Annotated in this window: 16 protein-coding genes and 1 tRNA gene; 15 read left to right on the top strand and 2 right to left on the bottom strand. The window is 36.5% G+C overall.

The genetic code is table 11. The annotated features are described in order from the left end of the window. The first annotated feature begins 83 nt into the window (after positions 1–83). From L1994_RS00850 to L1994_RS00805, 10 genes are all read left to right on the top strand, one after another. Positions 84–1,949, top strand: a complete 1,866-nt coding sequence (locus L1994_RS00850) for an AAA family ATPase (protein ID WP_278099811.1) — start codon at positions 84–86, stop codon at positions 1,947–1,949. Beyond that, complete coding sequence (locus L1994_RS00845) at positions 1,942–2,988, top strand: DUF4435 domain-containing protein (protein ID WP_278099810.1); 1,047 nt, start codon at positions 1,942–1,944, stop codon at positions 2,986–2,988. Before L1994_RS00850 ends, L1994_RS00845 begins: the two co-directional genes overlap by 8 nt. Positions 2,989–3,074: 86 nt before the next feature. Beyond that, entirely contained in the window at positions 3,075–3,431 is a 357-nt protein-coding gene (locus tag L1994_RS00840; RefSeq protein ID WP_278099809.1) for a DUF5518 domain-containing protein, read from the top strand. An 84-nt stretch (positions 3,432–3,515) separates the two neighbouring features. Further along, complete coding sequence (locus tag L1994_RS00835) at positions 3,516–3,929, top strand: DNA polymerase ligase N-terminal domain-containing protein (RefSeq protein ID WP_278099808.1); 414 nt, start codon at positions 3,516–3,518, stop codon at positions 3,927–3,929. A gap of 116 nt (positions 3,930–4,045) precedes the next feature. Then, entirely contained in the window at positions 4,046–5,662 is a 1,617-nt protein-coding gene (locus L1994_RS00830; protein ID WP_278099807.1) for an IS1634 family transposase, read from the top strand. 225 nt (positions 5,663–5,887) lie between these two features. Beyond that, a complete protein-coding gene (locus L1994_RS00825; RefSeq protein ID WP_278099806.1) occupies positions 5,888–7,105 on the top strand; it encodes a tRNA (N(6)-L-threonylcarbamoyladenosine(37)-C(2))-methylthiotransferase in 1,218 nt (405 codons plus the stop codon). Positions 7,106–7,325: 220 nt separating this feature from the next. Next, positions 7,326–7,859 (top strand): hypothetical protein, encoded by a 534-nt coding sequence (locus L1994_RS00820; protein WP_278099805.1) that lies wholly within the window; start codon positions 7,326–7,328, stop codon positions 7,857–7,859. Between the two features lie 561 nt (positions 7,860–8,420). Next, on the top strand, positions 8,421–9,347 hold the full coding sequence (locus L1994_RS00815; protein WP_278100858.1) for an ABC transporter ATP-binding protein: 927 nt from the start codon (positions 8,421–8,423) through the stop codon (positions 9,345–9,347). After that, positions 9,344–10,498: an ABC transporter permease gene (locus tag L1994_RS00810; RefSeq protein WP_278099804.1), complete on the top strand. Its 1,155-nt coding sequence runs from the start codon at positions 9,344–9,346 to the stop codon at positions 10,496–10,498. The genes L1994_RS00815 and L1994_RS00810 overlap by 4 nt, the downstream gene beginning before the upstream one ends. A 57-nt stretch (positions 10,499–10,555) precedes the next feature. Next, a complete protein-coding gene (locus L1994_RS00805) occupies positions 10,556–12,052 on the top strand; it encodes a COG1470 family protein (RefSeq protein WP_278099803.1) in 1,497 nt (498 codons plus the stop codon). A gap of 392 nt (positions 12,053–12,444) precedes the next feature. Here L1994_RS00805 and L1994_RS00800 read toward each other — a convergent pair. Continuing rightward, positions 12,445–12,517 (bottom strand) — tRNA-Ile (locus L1994_RS00800). Between the two features lie 276 nt (positions 12,518–12,793). Here L1994_RS00800 and L1994_RS00795 point away from each other — a divergent pair. The 5 genes from L1994_RS00795 (at position 12,794) to L1994_RS00775 (ending at position 23,068) form a co-directional block, all read left to right on the top strand. Next, on the top strand, positions 12,794–14,095 hold the full coding sequence (locus tag L1994_RS00795; RefSeq protein ID WP_278099802.1) for an exonuclease SbcCD subunit D C-terminal domain-containing protein: 1,302 nt from the start codon (positions 12,794–12,796) through the stop codon (positions 14,093–14,095). A gap of 11 nt (positions 14,096–14,106) precedes the next feature. Continuing rightward, positions 14,107–17,952, top strand: a complete 3,846-nt coding sequence (locus tag L1994_RS00790) for an AAA family ATPase (RefSeq protein WP_278099801.1) — start codon at positions 14,107–14,109, stop codon at positions 17,950–17,952. 46 nt (positions 17,953–17,998) lie between these two features. Next, positions 17,999–20,080, top strand: coding sequence for an acetate--CoA ligase family protein (locus L1994_RS00785; protein WP_278099800.1), 2,082 nt, complete (start codon positions 17,999–18,001; stop codon positions 20,078–20,080). Between the two features lie 303 nt (positions 20,081–20,383). Beyond that, positions 20,384–21,178 (top strand): ATP-binding response regulator, encoded by a 795-nt coding sequence (locus L1994_RS00780; RefSeq protein ID WP_341275819.1) that lies wholly within the window; start codon positions 20,384–20,386, stop codon positions 21,176–21,178. 72 nt (positions 21,179–21,250) lie between these two features. Beyond that, positions 21,251–23,068: a dipeptidase gene (locus L1994_RS00775; RefSeq protein ID WP_278099799.1), complete on the top strand. Its 1,818-nt coding sequence runs from the start codon at positions 21,251–21,253 to the stop codon at positions 23,066–23,068. A gap of 286 nt (positions 23,069–23,354) precedes the next feature. Here the strand turns inward: L1994_RS00775 and L1994_RS00770 are convergent, their stop codons facing one another. Further along, positions 23,355–23,966 carry a DUF2238 domain-containing protein gene (locus L1994_RS00770; protein ID WP_278099798.1) on the bottom strand — a complete coding sequence of 204 codons (612 nt, stop codon included), beginning with the start codon at positions 23,964–23,966 and terminating at the stop codon, positions 23,355–23,357. Between the last annotated feature and the right edge of the window lie 129 nt (positions 23,967–24,095).

Genomic DNA, 24,095 nt, shown 5'->3' with positions numbered 1-24,095 from the left:
CTGTTCATCCTGTTTTTTTTAAAATCTGAATCAGATAACCCATACGCTACATTAATTTCCAAAGAGTCCCCTAAATAAAACAAATGGCACTAAAAACCCTGATAATAACTCCCGCCGGAGAAGACAAAATCTGGGACAGGGACGCAAATTTAGATGCAAATCGCCATATAAAAGCAGAGAATGCATTTACAGGCAGATTTGCACAGAGATGCCACGAATATTCAATAAAGTTCTACCCCGAAGACAGAGTAATATTATCTCCCAAATACGGATTTGTTCTTCCACATGAAGAGATTTTAAACTATTCTGAAAATACATTCAAAGAATCAAAAATTGAATATGACACAATCGAAATAAATGCCGAGTCAGACGGCCTTTTAAATTATGAAAGAATCATTTTTCTTGGAAACCGAAAGGAGCATTCAGAATACATACAAATTGTATCAAAAATCTTTTCTGATAAATGGGTTGAATATCCGCTCTTAGACTCAGAAAATACAGAAGAAATGCTCGGACGCTTAATTGATTCAATAACGAGAAATTCACCATTAAGATTCAACAGGATAAAACCTGAATACATAGAAATTACAGGTCTTTTTGGAAAATTCAATCACAAAATACCAATAGACGATTCAGAAAACATCTCGATTATAACAGCACCAAACGGATATGGAAAGACAACAATTCTAAGGCTTTTGCGTGCAGTCTTTCTTGGAAATCTAAGAGAAATTAAAGACATCCCATTTGAGAATTTAAAAATCATATTCAGCCTGGATGAACAAAGAAAAAAACAAAAATCAGGTGAAGAATCAGTTTTATCAGATCAAAATTCACCCCAGACAAAGCCCGCCTCAACAGGACTGTCTCAAAACATCCCTTCAGTGGATATTCAGTCAGATAATAAAAAACGCACACTGTCCATCAAAAAAAGCCTTGGAAAAATGATAGGAAAAAAACTTCCTCTGGGAGATATGTGGTCACTTCATTTTATTTCTGAAACACCTGACGGAGATGAGATTGAATACACTGTAAATCCGGACAACTTCGATGAAGAAGAGACATCATGGGAGCTTTCAAGAATAATTCCTCCCGTTCCTGTTAAATTCATATCAGCTCAGAGATTGTGGCAAAACGCCGAGAGCTGTGAAGGACGCGAGGGAGATCTTTTGGCATGCCATGCCGGCGGCGTCAGGCGAAGCTATGAACTCACAATTCTAAACTATTCAGAGGATATTATGCGGCGGATTCAGGCGATGCTTAGCGATTACGCCGCAAGCACCCAGCAGCTTGATGCAACATACCCCTCCAGATATATGGAACTGTGCTATAAAATGGAAAGAGAAATCCTTCCTCCTGCACGGACTATAACTGAAAAACTTCTAAAAATCCGGCTTGAACAGAAAAAATTAAAAGATCTTGGATTTTTGTCATACAATCCAAAAGTCTGGGATGTTTCTGAAATCCCGGAGGCAGACATTGAAGGCGACACAGGCGTTTTAGCTGCTCTTAGCCTGTATATTGATGACACCGAGAAGAAATACCTAATCTTTAGTGACCTCGAAAAGAAAATCGACCTTTTACTACAGATAATAAACTCGCTCTTCCTAAACCTTTCATTTGAAATACGTGCTGACAGGGGCTTTTATTTTATGGTATCAGACCATGAGCAAATAGCGCCTGAAAGGCTTTCCTCCGGTGAACAAAATCAGCTTGTGATGTATTACGATCTTATATTTTTCACAGATCCCGGTACTTTGGTACTTGTTGACGAGCCTGAAATTTCACTACACATTGTGTGGCAGAGACTTTACCTGGAATACATCAAAAAAATTACAAACATCACAGGCTCAAATTTCATGATTGCCACCCACTCGCCTCAGCTTATTCACACAAACTGGGAGTATACCGTTGATCTCTCAGGAGAAGACGGAGAAGGAATTGATGGTTAGAGATAAAAGAAGATTTGGAAAGACCGCCAATAACTATAAACTCGAAGACATCTGGGCAGATTCAGAGGAAATAAGCGGCACAATCCAAAAGATGGAGACTAACTATCCAACACTTAAGAAAAAGATATTTGTCATCACAGAAGGGCCATATGACTATGAATTTTACTCAAGATTCTTTTCAGTCGACATATGCGAGATCAGGTTTGCAAACTCCAAAAAAAATGTAATCAGTATCTTAAATAAAATCAATGAAAATATGCCAAATAAAGCGTCTGACTCAATTATAGGGATAGTTGACAGAGATTTTTCTTTTTTCACAAACAACTGCGAACAAAAAATGGAAAGTGAAAAAGACCCCTCCTTTTTTATTGAAAATCTGTTCATGACAGATACTCACGATATTGAAACAATGATAATCTCAGAAGACTTAATAAAAAAAATCCTTGACTATTACAAAACAAGAACAGCAGGAGGCAGTTTTCAAAGGAGCATGCTTTCTGCTGTAAGGCAAAAAGACATCTTAACACAGCTTGTCGAATCCTGCCGGCTTTTAGGCCTTTCACTTTATGTAAATGAAAAATACGGCCTTAACATGACATTCAAACACATAAACTGCAAGAAAAAAAATGCCTTTTTAGAATTTACAGACACTTCTGATATTAGATTTGACGAGGAGAAGTTCTTATCTTTAATTTATAAAAGAAACACTGACAAATTTGATAAATTTAAAACTGCACTTTCTGCCGAGCTTTCCGGAGATACCGACTACTTCAGCCATCCTATGCAAATCTGCCGCGGACATGACTTAATTTGTGTTCTTTTGGCTGACATAAACGCAAACTACCCTCAAATTTCAGGTGAAAAGGTGCGCTCAAGGGATTTGGAAAGGCTTTTTCGGAATTTTTATGACAGAAATGAATTTTTCAGGACAGAATTGTTTAAAAAAATAAAGAAATGGGCAGATGATAATAAAGAAGATATAAGAGAGCCTCTTTTCAGGAACAGCGAAAAAAAACTGAGAGAATATTCCTACTCCTGACAGGTTTAAATCCTCTCACACAATTCTGTCAGGAAAATTCAAAAACCAGGCAAAAAGTTTTTTTCAGATTAAACCGTTAATCTTTTATGGGATTTTGGTTTGCGTCACTTATAGGATTTATTGCAATGGTCATCTTCTCAACATTTCTTGGACACTACGGAGGAGCTTTTGGCCTTGCAGGACCATTAATCGGAGGGTTCACCGCCGGCATTCTTGCAGGTGAAGGTGTATCAAACGGTGCAAGAGCTGGATTTTGTGCAGGAATTTTCGGCGGAATAGTAATATCTCTGTTGATTTTAATATTTGGAACAGTTCTATTTGGATTTGCAGGATTTATGGCAGGAGCATTAATTGATCTTGTAATTTTAATTGTGCTTTCAGTGACTCTTGGAATATTAGGACTTATTGGCGGCTTTATAGGCGGCCTGTTAAACAAAGGATAACAAAAAATTGTGATCTCTCCTAAGAGGATTATTACAATACAAATCTTTTTTAAAGAAAAAGGATATGATTAGCATATACACGATATGCTTCCAACAAAAAAGGATTTAAAAGAATATGCAAACTGCGACAATCTCAGATTCGTTGTGCATGAAAAACAGGCTAAATCCAACAAATTTGTAATAAGGCTTGAAAAAGACGGAGTTTTAAACTGCTGGACCCTTCCGTCAGGCATGCCTGAAAAAGCAAGTGAGAAATGCATCGCAGTAACAGACAGTGAATGCAAAACACAGATGCTTTATTTTGACGGCGAACAGGAAGGTGCAAATAAGACACCTGCGAAACTTTCAATAAAAGACTATGGAAAATATGAAATTCTTCTCTGGGATGATTTAAAAATTGAAATCTTACTTGAAGGAAAGGAATTTTATGGAAGATATATTCTTGTTAAATTTGAAAAAGCAGGGCCAAAAACATGGCTTATTATGAAAGCCAAATAAATTTCGATTTTTTTATTTCTTTTGGTTTTTATATTCCGACCATCCGCACTAAAAATCCACACATTTCACAATATTCGACCGCAAGATCCTTGTACTTTGAGGGAATAACCTACAATATGCCCTTCATTGACGGTTTTGATGACGAATCAATCCTTTCCGTTGGCCATCTTGGCATCGTAGCCGGAGCCTACGACTCTCTTGGTATCGCGAATATAATCGACAATGCAATACCCAAGACCCGAAACCATAATCTCACCCATTCTCAGGCCGTGAAAGCTATGGTGATCAATGGTCTTGGATTCATCGAACGCCGTCTTTATCTTTTTCCGGAATTTTTTGATGATATTGCCGTTGAAAGACTATTTGGGGAGGGAATTTCCCGAGAACAGATAAATGATGATGTATTAGGCAGAACACTGGATGCTATTGCAGAATATGGTCCAACTGAGTTATTCAACGATATCGTAGCAAATTGCCTTATTCCAACAGAATATGGCTCGCATTGCATTCACGTCGATACCACTAACTTTAGTGTGACAGGCGAATACGAATCCGATTTCAACACAGAAGGAATTCAGATTACCTACGGTCATCCGAAGGATGGCCGATGGGATCTCAAGCGTTTTGTCCTTGGCATGGCATCAAATCAGCATGGTGTACCATTATTTCTCCAGACTTTTTCCGGGAATGAATCGGATAAAGAGACACTCCGAATCATTATTGAAAAACTTCAGAACAGTCTCAAATCAGGCGAAAAAGTCTATCATGTAGCTGATGCTGCATTTTATACCGAAAAAAATCTCCAGACTTTAGGTCAGCACACTTTCTGGATTAGTCGTGTACCGGTTATCATTAAAGAGGCTAAGGAACTGGTCAAATCAGATTGTCAGTTCATACCGTGCGATGATAATCGCTATTCATATAGTGAATCTTTCAGTGAATATGCAGGAATCAGACAGAAATGGGTGATGTACCATTCAAAACCAATGCATGAACAACAGAGTAAAACGTTTGATAAGAATCTGGTAAAAGAACTGGAAAAAGCCAAAACATCTCTTCGAAAAGTCTGTGCACAGGAATATGCATGTGAACCTGACGCACGCATTGCAGCAGAGAAATGGTTAGAAAAAAATCATAAGTATCAGTTTAGCGAGCTTGAAATTCTCATGATTCAAAGGAAAGAAGAGAAAAAACGAGGTAGACCAAAAGCCGGTGAACCATTAGTTAATTCATATAAGATTACTGCTGATATCGAATACAATGACAGCGTAGTCGAGCAGGAACGCCAAAATCTTGGACGTTTTGTTCTGGCAACGAATGACACTGAGATGTCTGCCGATGAATTGCTCAGGAATTATAAAGCTCAAGGAACAGTTGAGAGAGGATTTAGGTTCCTGAAAGACAAGTCGTTCCGGGTTGCTGAGGTCTATTTAAAGAAAAATTCGCGGATTCAGGCTTTGGCTATGATCATGGTATTGTGTCTTTTTATTTACTCTATGACTGAGTTTCGGCTGAGAAAGATGCTGGTACAGTCTGGTGAAACAGTCACCAGCCAGACAAAAAAGCAGACACAAAGACCGGCATTGAAATGGACATTTTTCCTGTTCAGGAGGGTGAGGGAGTTCTCATTTGTTGAGGGTGATAAAAGAATAAAACGAATTACAAATCTGAATGATGAATTGAAAAAGATATTGCGGTTATTGGGGGGAGAGTATGAAAAATACTATTGTTGAAGAAATACCTGCGGAAAGTCGGATATTGGTTTTTTTGGATCTTTTATTTTATATCTGGTTTTATCTTTTGTTATCTCTAACAGCATAATTATTTCTAAAAGCACAAATATCCATGAGAAAATAAAGAATTGGTTCATTTAGTTTTTGTAAACGCTTCATGAACGTTTTTATAAAACATAATAAATAGACTTTTGATTCAATAACAACAATTAATATCAACAAATTATGCACACCTTAAAAAACAGAAAAATACATTTTGAAACATACGGCTGTACATTTAATTTTGCCGACACTGAAAAATTAAAGGAAATTGCCTTAAGACAGGGCTGTAGTATTACAAAAGACGAAGATAATGATTTTGATACAGTAGTCATCAATACCTGCACTGTTGTTGCTCAGACTGAAAGAGCAATGCTAAAAGCAATAAATGCATATCCCGACCGTGAAATATACGTAACCGGATGCATGCCGGTTGTTCAAAAAGAGCTTTTGTTATCAGTAAGACCAGATATTCACATAATTCTTCCGGAAGATATTTATAAGGAAAATGACCGTGCAGGCGCAATCGCTGATAAAAACACAGGAGTTCTTCAAATTGGAACAGGATGTCTTGGAAGATGTGCATATTGTATAACCCGAAAAGCAAGAGGACCGCTTAAAAGTTTTGATGAAGAAAAAATTTTAAAAGAAGCAGAAAATTTAATTCGTGAAGGTGCAACGGAAATTCAGCTTACAGGACAGGATGTAAGCGCTTATGGATTTGATAAAAAGACAAATCTTTCAAAACTCTTATACAGTTTAAATGAACTTGACGGAGACTTTTTTGTACGTGTTGGAATGATGAATCCCGCAACTGTTATTCCAATTTTACCAGAGCTTGTTCCGCCATTCAAACTTGAAAAAATCTACTCTTTCGTCCACATGCCGGTGCAGTCGGGATCAAACAATGTTTTGATGACAATGCAGCGAGGCTATACATCAGCAGAGTATGAAGGTATTGTATCTAAATTCAGACGTGAAATTCCGGATGTGAGGATTTCTACCGACTTCATTGTCGGATATCCGACTGAAAGAGATGATGATTTTGAAAAGACACTTGATCTTTTATACAATACTCTGCCGACAAAGGTCAACATCACCCGCTTTTCAGTTCGTGAAAATACCCCTGCCGCATTGTACAAAGACATGCCTGACTGGATAAAAAAGAACAGGTCACGGGCTCTGACAGATGCCGCAAATAAAATATACGATCTTCAAAACAGCAAAATGATCGGAAAAAAAATGTCTGTTGCAGTAACCGAGAAAAAAAAGGAAGGAACAGTTATTGCAAGAGACAAATCATACAATAATATAGTAATAAAAGAGGACATTCCCCTTGGAAAAACGGTGAATGTTGTCATAAAATCCCACAACAGGCACTATCTTATTGCCGAACTGATATGATAGAGGCACTAAAAACGTCCATGATAATTTTTTTCATGCTAACTGTTTTATGTAAGTTACGAAGTAACTTTCATGTAAAACGCACATGATGAGCGTTTTTCATCACACAAAAAGTGATGATAAGTCTATCAGGGATTTAAGACTTTCATAACAAATTAACAAAAAACATCCCGTTTCATCTCTTCCTTTTTTTATATTTTAAACGCATACATCTATTCCAATGGATATAATAGAGCAGGGTTTTGAAAAAATTTTAGCAGAGATTGAAGAGCAAAAATCAAAAAAAGAAGAGTTTTCAAAAGAGATTCTTGCAGAAAAAACTGCCCTTCTTGAAAGGATGGGACAAAAAGCCGCACCTCTTGCAAAAACTCTTGGAATAAATATTTTAGTCCAGGCCAAAATAGATGCACACGGAGAGTTATTTGAAAAAGTCTTTACAGACAAAAAAATGTTCATCCTTGGAAAAACAGAACCAATGCCTTACCGGCCTGACGATATGACAAAAAAAGTGGACAATCAGTTCTGTGTTTTATCAGAAGATGGCAGATTCTACGAGATAATGTACTCAAACACAGAAACCATAACAGATGCCTACACTCAGGAGATAAAACCTAAAGAGGCACTTGACATTTATGGCACTGAAATTATTTTTATGCTTTACAAAGCATTTCAGCAGTACTTAACTGAAGAAAGAGAGCTCGTATCTGCGCTTGAGAAAACAATTGTGTTTATTTTCAGCGACAAAAAAGAGTGAACGTGGAATTTTATTCTTTTTTTTCTGTCTTTTTCAAAGAGAAAAATAAGCAGACGGGAACTTAAACCCCATAATTATTCCTTTTATCTTTATTTACTGAATCATGTATATAACCATACGGTTAAATGATGGTATTTATTTTAACTGGTTCATATATATGCTATTTTATCAAAAACTCCACTGCAATACTGCCAGAACCGGTGTAATTTTGAAAAAAATTGTTTCACTCCAAAAAAACTTTCAAAAAAAGATTTGAAAAAATGAATTTGAAGAAAAATATATGTACAGATATATATTCATGAATTCAGGGCATCAAAGTGATTTTTCACTTAAGTCACACCCGTGATTTGGTATGAAAGTCAAAATTCCTGATAAACTTATCATCACTTTTTGTGTGATGAAAAAAGCTCATCATGGGGCTTTTACATGAAAGTTACTCTGTAACTTACATGAAACAGTTAGCATGAAAAAAATTATCATGGACTTTTTCATAGCAAAACACTGATTTTCATAGCACATAACATTAAAAAAGGCAGTATAGAGCAATTCTGTGTGAAAGATATGATTGAGATAAAAAATCTTGTTAAGGAATACAATGGTGTAAGGGCCGTTGATGAATTATCCATAAATATCTCCGGAGGGGAGATATACGGACTTTTAGGTCCTAATGGCGCCGGAAAAAGTACGACAATCCTGATGCTTACAGGACTTATCCTGCCGACATCAGGTGAATGCAGAATCGACGGGGTTGAGGTTTCAAAAAACCCAATTGCTGTAAAGAAAAAAATCGGATATATGCCTGAGGATGTAGGCTTTTATGCAAATCTCACTGCATTCGAAAACCTATCGTTCTTTGGAAATCTCTATGGTCTCCCGCAAAAAGAGCTTGAAGACAGGTGTGATGAACTGTTAAAACAGGTTGGTCTTTACGGTGTTTCAAAAACGGTTGGAGGATATTCAAAAGGGATGCGTCAAAGACTTGGAATTGCAAAGGCACAGTTAAACGATCCAACAGTAGTAATACTTGACGAACCAACTGCAAACCTTGATCCACAGGGCGTTTCTGATTACAGGAGAATTATAAAGAACATTGCAAAACAGGATAAAACAGTCCTTGTATCGTCCCACATTCTCTCTGAAATCTCCAAAGTATCCACTAAAATAGGTATTCTTCAGAAAGGCCGCCTGGTAAGGGAAGGCTCATGGGAAGATTTTTCATCAGGAATCGAGATGATGAATCTCTCAGAAATAAGGATAAATGTTGAGACAAAAGACCCGATGCCTGAAATCTCACATCCGAAAATAATCTCTGCAGAGTACAAAAACGAGAATAAAACTGCATTAATCACTGCAAAATCAGATATTCGTGAGGATATATCCGGATTTTTGTATGACAAAAAAATCATTCTTAAAAATCTCTCACTTGACTCAACAACACTTGAAGATGCAATTCTTACCTACTACAATACAGGAGTGTCTGAATCATGAAGAAAGATGCTAAATCAAACGGACTAATTGCAATTTCAAAAAAAGAGTTCAACGATCATATCAGAAGCAAAAAGTTTTTGATAATCTTTGCAGTTATTATGATTGCGACAATTACAGGGATGGCAAGCGGCGCTGTAAGCTACAATGAACAGATAAAATCATATTCTGAGAATATGGCAATATCTGAAGATTCAGCATATTTAAGCTCATACTGGTGGTCAAAGCCATCTGTGATGACAATATTCAACAGTGTCGGAGCAATTGTCGCATCGTTAGGAGCAGTTCTCGGTATTGCGATGGGATTTGATCTAATCACTCGTGAAAAAGAGAGTAAATCACTAAAAATTCTTCTGTCGCACCCTATATATCGTGACGAAGTAATAAACGGAAAAGCTATTGGAGGAATTACAGCTCTTGTTCTGGCACTTTTAATAACATTTGTTGTTTCTATAGCACTTCTTTTGATATTCAGTATTATCCCTGATTTTACAGAGATTCAATACATTATGCTCTTTGGAATATCGGCATTTCTAATGATAATCTCATATTTTGCGATCTCGCTTTTCATGTCAACAATATCAGAGAACAGCGGAAATGCACTTGTATATACTTTAATTATATTCATTGTCTTAACAGGCCTTTTCCCGATGCTTATGTCAGGTGCAGTAATGGACATAATTGCCGGAGATTCGCCTGAACCTCCGACTGAATCTATGATAAAAATGAGAAGTACACATGTATCTGGTTCAGGTTCTTCTTCAGTTGTTGTAACATCAAAATCAGAAAGTGTTGAAAGCTCTGTTGAATCATCAGATTATTACGATCCTTACGATACAGAAGAATGGAGAAATTACGAAGAGGAACTTCAAAATTACTGGCAGAAAAGACAGGCAATATCCGACTTTTTCAACCTGTTGTCGCCGACTAACAACTTCCAGTACATCTCAACATATGTGACATATCCACAAATTTACAAAAACATGTATTCAATGAGTTCAATAAGAGTTGATGAGGGAGGAGCAGAGCCGGAAAAGGCAGGAATCGGAGATCTATTAAGCGATCTTATGAAAAACATAATTGCACTGATTGCATTTCCGGCAGTGTTTTTGGGACTTTCCTATGTAAAGTTCATGAGAATGGACATCAGATGAGGAATTTTAAGGAGAGTTACTTCAGGCGAGACTAATAATCCTTCCAAGGGTGAATTTATGATATTTAACAAAATAAAAAATAAAACCAATTCCTTAAAAAGGAAAAACCTTTTTAAAAGCTCTGCATCAGCACTTCTGATTCTGATGCTCTTTTTAACAACTGTACAGCCTGTCGCGGCAGATGAATCGGAATCCACATACCAGGGAAATTTTCAAATCACATGCAAATTCCCCGGAAAGGTGATAGAGGCAGGTGAAACAATAAAATACGATCTTACAATATCAAATATTGCCGGCACTGATTATGCCAAAAAGATTCGTGTAGATACATTCAAAGGAGAAGAAGACTGGGAATTTAAGTTTCTTTCAGGGGATGTCGAAATTGACAGAATTGCACTCTCAAAGGGTCAGTCAGAGACTATCCAGTTAGAGGTTAAAACTGCAGGAGATACTCCTGTTGACACATACCAGTTTCGTGTTTCAATAGATGATGCAAAAATCTGGCTTTATGTAATTATTGACAAAACCCATGCCGGCGAAGACGGGGTATTAAAGCTAGAGGTTGTAAATGAGCAGGGCGAAAAGATAAAAGGAGCTAAAGTATCGGCATTTTTAAAGAGAAGTTCAAGTCCGGAAACATCTGTTTATTCAACTGCTGACGGACAGGTGCGAACAGAACTTGATCAGGGAACATACAGGCTTGTTATTGAAAAAGACGGATATTTAACACGTGAGAAAGATGATGTCCGGATACAAAGCGGTTACACTGAGGATGTTGGAACACTGATGCTTGAGAGGAAAAATTACGGTCTTGACATTGATGTGAAAGCTCCGGTAGTAACAGCACCGATTGGAGATAAGCCTCTTTTTGAGATTAAACTTTCAAATGTCGGAAAAAGCGATGATTCTTTTATGCTCTCATACGAGGATATGCCGGACGGCTGGTACGGACGATATAAAGAGACATCTGATTCAAAAAGCGAGCTTTCAGAAGTATTTATCAGGGCAGGAGAAGACAAAACAGTTTTCTTTGAGGTAATTCCGCCCTACTCTGTAACAAAAGGTGATTATGAATTCAGCTCCTCTATCAAATCTTCAGATGGATCTGTTTACGAAACAGGACTTAAATCAACAATCAAAGGAAGCAGTGATCTCCAGGTATTCTCTGACAAATATCTCTATGAGGTAACTAAAGGAGATACCATCGAAATTCCGGTTAAAATCCTAAATAACGGAAACGGAGTTGCGCTTACAAATATTAAAGTTGAGGTATCGACTCCTGACGGCTGGAAGGTTACAACATCGCCTGAGACAATCCCCGGAATTTCTCCGGGAGAAAGAGAGGTTGTAACACTAAAAGTAGTTCCTCCATCAAACATTGCCGCATCGGAGTACAAAATAACTGTAAAAGTGCTCTCTGATCAAGAGGAGGTTTCAGACAGTATAAGAGTGGTTGTAAAAGAAAGCTCTTTAATTGGTGTTCTTGGAATTCTTATGATAATTATTGTCGCAGGCGGAGTATTTTACATGTACAGAAAGCATGAAAGAAGATGAGATATAAGCGATAACGGATATAAAAGACAAAAGATAACTGATAAGACGCTGAAAAACTAAGACACTAAAACCAGAGAAATCAATTAAATCAATTAAATCAATTTATAGAATCTATAGAACAATAAATTTAAAATCAGGTAAATAACAGGGTTTTTCCTAAAAAACCCCCACCTATAAATTCATAATTTTTTTTCTTCACCTTATTACTATTCATATTTGTACAATCTCCATTTTTTACTTTTTTTCCAAAAAAACGGATGATTAAAAAAATGTAAAAAAAAGGATGATTAAAAAAAATGTAAAAAAAAGGATGATGCAAAATAACCAGATGTGAAATGAATGAAACCTGAAATGTCTAAAGAATAATAAAAACACTCTTTTAAAAACGGTTATGGGCCCGGTGCGACTCGAACGCACGACCTCCCGGTTATCAGCCGGGTGCACCACCGACTATGCTACGGGCCCTCTAATGCTGTTGCCTAAATAAGTTGACTTTGGGTGTTATTATATGTTGTGGAATTGTTTTACTTAAACAAAGAGATGAGAAGACAAATCAGACTTAATTTTGCAAAGTATTAATTTCGCACCGCACGGGTTTATTTATTATATAATTCTAAAATTAGAGATAATTATAGATTTGATTCAGAAAAATTGTAATTTTGTAATTTTTAAAACGGTCATTTGTCCTTCATTTAAAAATCAAAATTCTACATTTTAACGCACAGGGAGCGCAAATATCAGATGAAAATAATACATACATCAGACTGGCATCTTGGAAAAAAACTCTATGGAAGAAGCAGATATGAAGAATCAGAACTCTTTTTGGAGTGGCTTGTAGATACAGTTGAAAAAGAGTCTGCAGATGCGCTGATAATATCAGGAGATATTTTTGACACAGTATCCCCCTCAAACCGTGCACTTGGTCAGTATTATAATTTCTTATACAAAATCTCTGCTTCATGCTGTGAAAATGTTATAATAACGGCAGGAAATCACGATTCACCATCCCTTCTGAATGCGCCAAAAGATCTCTTAAAAGCTTTTAATGTTCACGTAATCGGAAATGCGGCGGATAATTTATCTGATGAAATAATAGTTCTGAAAAATAAAAACAATATTCCTGACGCTGTTGTCTGCGCAGTTCCTTATCTTCGCGAAAAAGACCTAAGAATGGTAAATCAGAATGAAAGCACTGATGATAAATCTATTAAGATGCTAAACGGAATCAAGGAGCACTATTTTTCAGTGGTTTCACTGGCAGAAGAAGTTTGCAAAAGTAAGTACAGTCAGGAAAAAATCAAAAAAGACGATAAAAAACGTCTGCCTCTAATAGTCACAGGCCATCTTTTTGCATCCGGCGGTGTTACCCTCTCAGGCGATGGTGTCCGTGAAATTTATATCGGCAACCTTGAAAGGGCCGGATGCGACATATTTCCAAGCGGAATTGATTATCTTGCACTTGGACACCTTCACGTACCACAAAAAGTGTTTGGGTTTGACAACAAAAGATATTCAGGATCACCTGTTCCGGTCGGATTTTCCGAAGCAAAACAGAAAAAAATGATAATATCCGTTGAATTTGAAGATGATAAACAGGTAATAAAAGAAATTTATGTTCCTAATTTCCGAAGACTCCTTACAATCTCCGGAAACCTTGATGAGATAAAAGATGAAATTCAAAGCCTTAATTTTTCATTATTTTCAAATTCAGACCCTAAACTCACACATTCTAATATAACACTTAAACCATGGGCTGAGATAATTTATACAGGAAACACAGCATCCGGAGATATTCGCGAGGAAATACTTGAGATAACAAATGAATCCTCAATAGAGGTTTTAAGAATCAAAAATGAAAGTCTTTCAACCGGAATTTTAACAGACAATTTAGAAGGAGATTCTCTTGAAAGCCTGACAGAGCATGATGTTTTTCAAAAGTGTCTTGAAACATCCAAAACTCCGGAAGAACTCTGGCCTGAATTAAAACAGACATTTTCTGAGGCTCTTTTACTTCTGCATGAAGAGGATTTATTCAAAGATTAAGGAGATTTATCATGAAAATACTAAAACTTCGATTTTCAAACTTAAATTCACTTTACGGAGAATGGAATATTGATTTTACCGAATCTTCCTATTTAAATGATGGAATCTTTGCAATAACAGGCCCGACAGGCTCAGGCAAAACCACTATCATGGATGCCGTCTGTTTAGCACTTTACGGAAGAACTCCAAGACTTGGCATAATTTCTCAGGGCACAAATGAGATAATGTCGAGAAAAACAGGAGAATGCTTCTCAGAAGTTCTCTTTGAATCATCAAAAGGAAAATTTCTGTGCCACTGGAGTCAGAAAAGATCATATCTTAAGCCTGACGGAAACCTTCAGACTCCAAAGCATGAGATCTCAGATGTGTCTTCAGGAAAAATATTAGAGTCATCCTCTAAAAGAATGGTCTTAAAGGCTGTTGAAGAGGTGACAGGAATGGATTTTGAGAGGTTTACACGCTCTGTAATGCTCGCCCAGGGAGGTTTTGCTGCTTTTTTAGAGGCAGAACCGGCAGAAAGATCTCCTATACTTGAACAAATTACCGGAACAGAAATCTATAGCAAAATTTCTGTAAAAATCCATGAAAAGACAAAAGAGGAGAAGGACAAACTTGCAGTCATCAATGCCGGAATTGATGCAGTCGCACTTTTATCTGATGAAGAGAGGGAACTTCTCCTACATGAAAAAGCAAATAATTTAAAAGACGCAAAAGAGGTTTCAGAAAGGATTAAATCTTTAAATGAATCCTTAAATCTGATTTCAAAGATAAATGAACTTAAAATTGAGCTAAATCAACTTGAGATAAAAAAGGCAGATGCTTTAAAAGAGAGTGAGGAATTTGAGTCAGACTTTTTAAAGCTTAACAGGGCAAAAAAAGCGGCAGAGATTGAAGGTGTCTATCAGAATTACAGGTATGCCGCGGAACAGGCGGAAAAAGCTAAAACTGAATATGAAAAAGCACTTCGTGAGACTGATAACCTAAAAAAAGAGATAGAAATATTAACAAAAGATCTAAATTCCGCCGAAGATACCTTGAATTTAAGCAAAAAGGAATTTTTATCTGAAAAAGAAAAAATTGAAAGAGTCAATTCTCTTGATAATAAAATTTCAGCAGAAGAAAAGGCATACTCAGATTATAAAAGAAGATGTGAAAGCTTAAGAGATAAAAAAGAATCTTCAAACGAAGCTATAAATAGACTTAAAAAGTCTCTTGAAGAAAAAAATAAACTTCTTTTAAAATGTCTTGATTATCTTCAGACAAATGCCCGTGATTCAGAAATATCAGAAATTTTAGGCACCATAAAAATAAAATTTTCAAATCTGTCAGATTACAGTAAAAAAAGAGATGAAGCAAAAAAACGACTCTTTGAGATAATCGCCAATAAGAAAAAATGTCTTTCACTTTTAAAAGAACATACAGAAGCACTTGAAAATCAAAATAATGAATGCCAAAAAGCAAAGGAAACAATAAGAGAGCTTGAAGAAAAACTAACCGATATTTTATCCGGCAAAGATGCAGATTCAGTTCAAAAAGAAAAAATTGAGCTTGAAAGGATATTGTTCTCAATAAACAACCTCTCAGAGCTTAAAATAAAAGAGAATAACTGCATATCACAGATTGATAATCTGAAAGATAAAAACAAAATTCTTGAATCAAAGAGAAATACCATAGTTGCATCTTTAGAAAATATTGAAAAGAGTATTTCAGCAGAAGAGAGAATACTAAAAGAGCTTGAAGATAAGCGGGTTTTAGCTGCTAAAATTGAAAGTCTTGAAGATGAGCGAAAGAATTTGAAAGAAGGCACACCCTGCCCTCTCTGCGGCTCAAAAAAACACCCCATTCTTGATAATTCAACAGAAATTCCTCTCATTTCATCGGATGAATTCAAAATACAAAAAGAAAAAATATCCTCTCTTAATGATTCATATTTAAAGGCAAAAGAAGAGACTGCAAATATAAAAGCAGAGATTTCTCAAAACGAGAACAGAATTTCAGAATATGAAACCCTTATTGCAGAGATTCACTCAGATACAGATTTGGAAATTTTAAAGTCCGGAGATTGCCATGACGATTTGCGTGACAAAACTTCAGAATATTATAATGAAATAAGTGAAGGAATTTCACAAAGTCTTCAGCTGATAAAATCAAAAATTGAGAAATCAGAAGAACTCAAAAAACTGCTTTTATCTTCGAAGGAGAATTTGTCGTCATTAAAAGACTCATATTATAAATCAGAACGAGATTACAACAGTGCAAAAAACAGTTTTGAGGCTCTTGAAAAAGAAGAAATTTTCATCTCAGATGAAATTAACCGGTTAAAGGAAGAAATTTACAAAGAATCAAAAAATTTAACTGCTCTTTTATCAGGATTTATCAGACTTCCACAGGTAAACTATTCTCCTGAAGAAGACAATAACTCTTTTGGGAGCAAAATTGAATTAAAAACCAAAAAATCTGAGAAATATGATTTAGAAAAATCTGATTCAGATAAATATGAGTATAAATCTGAATCTTTTTACATTTCTGAATCTGAAAATTTCACTTTTAACGATTTTTTAGCTTATTCATTGGATATTTTAAATCAGCTTGAAGAAAGAAAAGAAAATTACAAAACCAAAACTTTTGATAAAGAAACCCTTTCAAAAGAGATTCTTATTCTTGAAAAAGAGGCTGAAAATACATTAAAACTGCTTGAAGATACAAACGAGGAGATATCAAAAGTCTCAGACGTTTTTTTAAAGACGAAAAAAGAACTTCAAAATCTTAGAAATCAGCGTGAGATACTTTACGGCACCAAAGATCCAAAAGAAGAAGAGATAAAATTCTCAGATAAATTACAGAATGCACAGGAATCATTTGATAATATTAAAGGTCGCATCCAGACACTGCAGGGCTCACTTAAATCAAAAGACAGGCAGAAGGACGAACTTTTTACTGAAAAGACAAGGTATTCCTCAACACTGATGGCAAAAGAGATGCTCTTCTCAGATGCTGTATCGGATGCCGGATTTGAGACTGAAACGGAATTTTCAAAGGCTCTATTGCCACACGAAGAAATAAAAAATCTTGAATTAAGAAGAGATGAGATTGAAGGAAAGAAAAAAAGTATTGAAACAATGCTTTCTCAAAGGCAAAAAGAGCTGATAGATAAAGAAAATAATAACAACACAGAACAAAGTTTTGATGAGATTTCAGCGGAAAAATCCTCTGCTGAAGAAAATTACAAAAATTTGCTATCAAAAACCGGAGCAATTGATTCAAGGATCTCTGAAAACGATAAAAAAGTGGCGGAGCTTTCAGAAAAACTATTGATCAAAAACAAGCAAAAAGAGATCTGCAACAGATGGGAGCGTCTTCATTCACTAATAGGCTCTGCTGACGGCAAAAAATTCAGAAATTTTGCCCAGGGGCTTACCTTTGAGATAATGATAAAAAATGCAAACCGCTGTCTTGAGTCTATGAATGACAGGTACCTCCTCATCCAGAATCCTGAAAAAAACCTTGATCTTTGTGTCATTGACAACTACCAGGCAGGAGAAATCCGGTCAACCAAAAACCTTTCAGGAGGTGAAAGCTTCATAATCAGTCTTGCACTTGCACTCGGACTTTCAAATATGGCAGGAAGAAATGTGAAAGTTGATTCACTCTTCTTAGACGAAGGTTTTGGAACATTGGATGATGATTCGCTTGAAACTGCAATTGACACTCTGGCAGGACTTAAACAGGATGGAAAATTAATAGGGGTTATTTCACATGTTTCTGCAATAAAAGAGAGAATCCCCACAAAAATTGAAATCTCAAAGAAAAACGGCGGAAAGAGCACCCTGAAAGGCCCGGGATGTCAGTCACTTTGAAAAATCGTACATATCAATTAAATAAATCAAAATTAATCATTCTTTTATGCCCGCTGAACTTATGCTGGAGACTGATGCATATTCTCTTTTGAGATCTGCAGATATTGACGTTCCAAAACATCGCCTCGCAAAAAATTGCACTGAGGCGGTTGAAGCTTCAAAAATTACCGGATTTCCTCTTGTTATCAAGATATCATCTTCTGATATTGCCCATAAAAGTGATGTAGGAGGAGTTGTAACAGACATCTGCGATGAAAAAGAGCTTATTTTTGAATACAACTCCCTATTAATGAGAGTTAAAGAGCAGGCACCAGACGCACATATAAACGGGGTTGTTGTTGCCGAGCAGATTTCAGCCGGGACTGAGGTTTTCATTGGCGGGACATTCGATCCATCATTTGGAAAGGTGATTTCGTTTGGAACCGGTGGAACTTTAGTTGAACTTTGGAAGGACGTCTCATTCAGGCTGACTCCCCTAAATGAAAATAAAATAAAATCAATGATTGAAGAGACAAAAATCTCCGCTGTTTTGCACGGATTTAGGGGCACAGCACCCTTAAACATGGATGCTCTTATAAAAATTATAAAAAATCTCTCAAAGCTCTTTGAAGAAAATGACAGCATTATTTCATTTGACATAAATCCGGTTGTTCTTAGCACTGAGCGTGCAGTATGTGTTGACGCACGCTTTATAACTGACATAAACTCCAAAAAAAAGGAGAGAATTTTGCCTGCAAAACCTCTCCACGCTGATGTTTTCAAACCAAAATCAATAGCAGTTGCAGGTGCATCTCCGGTTGCCGGAAAAGTCGGATATTTTGTGATGCAAAATCTTTTAGAATTTAAAGGAGAGGTATTTCCTGTAAATCCCGGCCGTGAGGAAATATTTGGGATGCGGGCTTTCAAAAAAGTTTCAGACATAAAAAAGTCGACCGGGAAAACTCCTGACTGGCTGATAGTTGCTGTTCCTGCAGTGGCTGTATTGGGTGTAATTGAAGATGCAGGAGAAGCAGGTGTTAAATTTGCAGTCATAATATCTGCAGGGTTTAAGGAAACCGGAGAAAAAGGCGCTAAACTTGAAGAAGAAATTATTAAAACGGCTAAAAAATATAACATGCGCATTGCAGGACCAAACTGTCTCGGAGTAATGATTCCTGATATGAACCTTAATGCAACATTTGGTCCTGCACTTCCAAAACCAGGCCCTGTCGGATTTATATCTCAAAGCGGAGCTATAATATCTGCTGTCGCCGATAGGGACATCACCGGAAATGTAGGGCTTTCTGCCATAATATCAGTTGGAAACCAGTCAGATCTTTCATTTTCTGATTACATGCATGCACTGGCAGAAGACGGGAAAACAAAGGCTGTTGTCCTCTATATAGAAGAGCTTGTCTCAGGACGGAGATTTTTGGAGGACGTTCAAAAAATAATCCATAAAATACCTGTTGCCGCAATAAAATCAGGGAGATCAAAGAAAGGAAGCGCCGCCGCCCGTTCACATACAGGCTCGCTTGCCGGAAGCTGGGAAGTATATAAAGAAGCCTTCAAAACTGCAGGAATCGTAACTGCTCCATCAATTACAAGAGCTTTTCAGACAGCCGGACTTTTAGCATCGGAAGGATGGCCAAAGGGAAACCGTGCAGTTGTTGTTACAAGTGCCGGAGGGTTTGCGGTACTTTCTGCCGATTACGCAGAAGATAACAATATCGAATTAATCGAACTTGACAATTGTCTAAAATCCGAATTAAACGCTGTTTTACCCTTTGGGTGGAGCGGAAATAATCCTATTGATATGGTAGGCGATGCAGGTGATAAAAGATATGCCCAGACACTTGATATTTTAATCCGACACCAGGATAAATGGGATATTGCATTTATTGCCGCGGCACCTGTAACCTCAATCGATCCTGTAAGGCTTTCAAAAGAGATCGTCAGGTTTTCAAAGCAGACTGAAAAAATGGTTGTAGGCTGTTTAATCGGCGGAGACAGTATAAAACCGGGACTTAAAATTCTGAATGAATCAAATGTTCCTAACTTTTCCGAGCTCTCAGATGCATTTTCAGCAACAGGAGACTGTATCAAAGCCGCCCGTGAGGCCGGATTTTTCTCTAACGAAGATATTTAAAACCCAGATAATTATGCATGAAATCTTAATCTAAAAATCAAATTTATTTTTCATACCAGATGTTCTTAAGAATTATCTTCAAAGAATTCAATTATAAAATTTCATTAATAAAAATAAGATTAAGATAAATTATTGAAAAGATAGTTACATATAAAGATACACATAATCCGGACATATGGTTTTATCCTGATGTCCCATATTTGAAAAACTTAAAAATACATATATATCATTGTATTTGTCAATATCCTCCAGGATTATTTTTAAAATTCAGGGTGAGGAATAAACTAAAAAGGAGGGGTCGTAATTATATCACAGACTAAAAAGGACAAGAAAAAAATACTGATTGTTGAGGATGACAATCTGATTGCCTCATTAATTGAGAGCTTTCTTGTCAAAAAGGACTATGCTGTCGTTGGAAAAGTCTCAAGTGGAGAAGATGCAATTAACATGGCAATAAAGCATCTTCCAGACCTGATTTTAATGGATATTCAGCTTGATGGAAAAATTGACGGAATTTTAGCAACAAAATATATATCCTCAATGTTTAAAATTCCAGTGCTCTTCGTATCCGGCGAGGAGAATGAACAGACTTTTTCAAAAGCCGCAGAGGCATCTCCTGCCGGATATATCATAAAGCCCTTTACTGCAAATGACATCTACTCAAACATTGAGATTGCCATAAAAAATTCAAGACTAAAAAGGACTTCAAAAAGCAATTACGAACTTCCTGCGATTCTAGCATACAAATCGATGTCAGAAAACGATGCTTATTTCCTGTTGGACGATAAAGGACGCATAATTTTTTTTAATCCATATGCAGAGCATATGATTAACAAGACAATATCCCAGGTTGCCTTAAGTTCGATAAACAATTATCTTGCATTTTATGATATCCAGACCCGTGAACCTATACCGGACACTTTCAAAAACGCTGTCAGAGAAAGCAACTTCTTTGGAAGAAAAACAAAAATTGCAGTCAAACTTGCAAAAGGAAATTTCCGCCCTGTTGTTGTAAGCTCATTTGTAGTAAACGATTCTTTTGAGAATCATCTTGGTACTTTGTTTAAGGTTCACTTAAAGGCAAGAGATGAGATGTAAATAAATATAAATATAGTTGAAAACTATTTTTAACTAATCATGTTTTTTGAAAATTTCAGTGATAATGGAATTTTGACTGACAAAAAAGGTCAGAAACAAACTTTTCTATTATCACTTTTTGTAATGCTTATTCTGATATGTGTGCCTGCATCTGTTATGGGATGCACCATATTTGTTGTAACGCCGGATGCATCGACAGATGAAACAGTGTACATTGGCCACACAAACGATGGTGTCGGAAAAGACTGGAGAAATATAGATGATGTGGTGTTAACCTACATTCCTTCAGCCGACCACGAAGCCGGTAGCAAAAGGATTGTCTACTTTGATCCAAACAGCGGCTCTGATGCCGCCGGAAACAAAGGAGATAATTCTGATCTAAGCGTACTTGGCTCAATTGAACAGGTTCCCCATACTTATGCATACTACACCGCATCATACGGTATGATAAACGAGAAAAACCTGATGAGCGCGGAATGCACAGATTATGCAAAATATGAACCAAATGCTTTGGAAAACAAGAGGATGTTTTATTCATCCGAGCTTTCAAATGTCGCACTTGAAAGATGCACTAAAGCTAAAGAGGCAGTATCACTTGTAGGAGATCTTATCGACAGATACGGCTACTACGGAACAGGTGAAACTCTGATTTTTGCTGATGAAAAAGAAGCATGGGTCATAGAAATGTGCGGAAATCCTGCCGAAGAAACAGGGGGTCTTTGGGTTGCTGAAAAAATCCCGGACGGAGAAATATTTGTTGCCGCAAATGAATTCAGGATTCGTGAGGTTAAGAAAAACAGTCCTGACATGATGTATTCAAAAAATCTCTTTTCTGCGGCAGAAAAGGCAGGATGGTGGAGTCCGGCCGATGGGGAATTAGACTGGCTTAAAACTGTAAGCTATGGAGAGTACTCACACCCTTACTATTCTCTTATGAGAGTATGGAGACTTGAAGACAAGCTTGCACCATCGCTTGAATTATCTCCATATGTTGAAAATTCATACACAAAGGATTATCCGTTTTCGATAAAGCCTGATGAAAAAGTAGACTTTAAAACCGCCATCAACATGTTTCGTGATCACTATGAAGGAACAGAATTTGATTTAACAAAAGGCGATGCCGCAGGGCCTTTTGGAAATCCCTACCGCTATCTCGGACCACATGATGCCCATACAGATTTTCAGAATGAAACAGAAATGGAAGTTCGTCCGGGTGCAAATGTAAGACCGATATCAGCAATTTTCTGCTCATACAGCTATGTTGCACAGATAAGACCTGACCTTCCTGATGAGCTAAAAGGCGTTTTGTGGTTCGGACCTGCGGTTGCATACGAAACCGTATATGCACCTATATATGCCTCCTCAGAGGGTGTTTCTGACTCATATACAAAAGGTAGTCGTCTTAATTACAATTACAACACTGCCTACTGGACATTTGATCTCCTGACAAACTGGGCGATGCTGAAATACAATGCTATGACAGATGATATTTCACAAGAGCAAAAAAGACTTGAAGAGGAATCATTTGCGAAATTAAAAGATACAGATGAATCAGCTAAGAAATGTCTTGAGAGCGGCGATTCTGACGGTGCAACAAGTGTAATATCAAATTTCACTGTAAGCCGCGGCGATGAAATCATCTCTGACTGGAAAGCATTAACTGCAGAAATGATTGTAAAGTATTCAAACGGACTTGTAACAGACCCGGTAACTGAGGATGTTTCTGAAGGAGGTTATCCTGATGACTGGTACAATGAGACAGGATACCAGTACGGGCCAAGAGTCTATCAGTTTGATGAACTTAAAGAAACTGACGGCCTTTCATATACAAACAAAAGTGTATGGGTAAAAAAAGACTCCACGTTTGAAGAGATTTTAGAAGACATCTAAGTTTGGAAGAGTTTAAACAAACAAATTAATTTTTTCATTTTTTTTTCTATTTTTTTAATCTTTTTTTTTCAATTTTGATAATTTTTTTTGGTTTTTATACCATTCTTTTTTTATTTTCCAGTATTTCTTTTTTCAAATTTTTTGGTATCTGTCAGATTTTTTTGACTTTTATCCCGTTCTTTTTTATTTTATTCAGCCTGTAATTTTTTTCAATTAAAGCTGAATCCGGATAAATCTTAATCCGGATAAAGCTGAAAAATGAAACTATTTTTAAAATGAAATATTCTTAGAGATTGCCGGATAAAAAACCGGTTATATCTTCTTTTAGGTGAGTTTTGAAGTACAAAACTGCAAGAATTGAGACAATTATTGATCCTGCAAGGACAAACATCATATCAAGCATCGTATCATCAAGTCCGTGCTGCATTGGCCCTGCAAATGAACCTCCGGTAATTTTGTCAACCAGATATTCATATATCTCCCAGAATCCTGCAAGAGCCATCCCGAATATTATTGTAAATCCGACTATAAACAGCGTCCTAAGATTCATATTCCAGTATTTATCGAGGAAGACCACTCCTAAAAATCCAAGCATGGCAACCGCAGTTCCGGATACAAGATGTGCAATTTTATCATAATACGGATAGAATGTGATGTAATATCCCTGTATGTATCCTGCTGTGTGAAACCAGAGAGCCATTGCAATTAAAAGATAAACAAACCAAGGAAATGTTACATTTTTCCTTCTTGCAACAACATAAGGTATCAAAGTTAAAAAAAACATCAAAAGTCCGGTAAACATAGCCTCATACTGACCGGAAAAAAAAGCATAAACTACATTTATTCCAATCAAAAGCTGAAAAAAATAGGCAAGATACATTCCGTATTTTTCATTCATAAATCATTATTTTACAGTCCGTCTTAATGAAGATTATTAAAAACATAAAAACATAAAAACAAGCCTGAAAATTAATTCTTATATTTAAATCGTAAAAATAAACCAGAATATTAATTCGTATATTTAAAT

The sequence above is a fragment of the Methanomicrobium antiquum genome (assembly GCF_029633915.1).
GTDB lineage: Archaea > Halobacteriota > Methanomicrobia > Methanomicrobiales > Methanomicrobiaceae > Methanomicrobium > Methanomicrobium antiquum.
The sequence above is the reverse complement of the archived record's forward strand: the minus strand, read 5'-3'. Positions and strand labels throughout refer to the sequence as shown.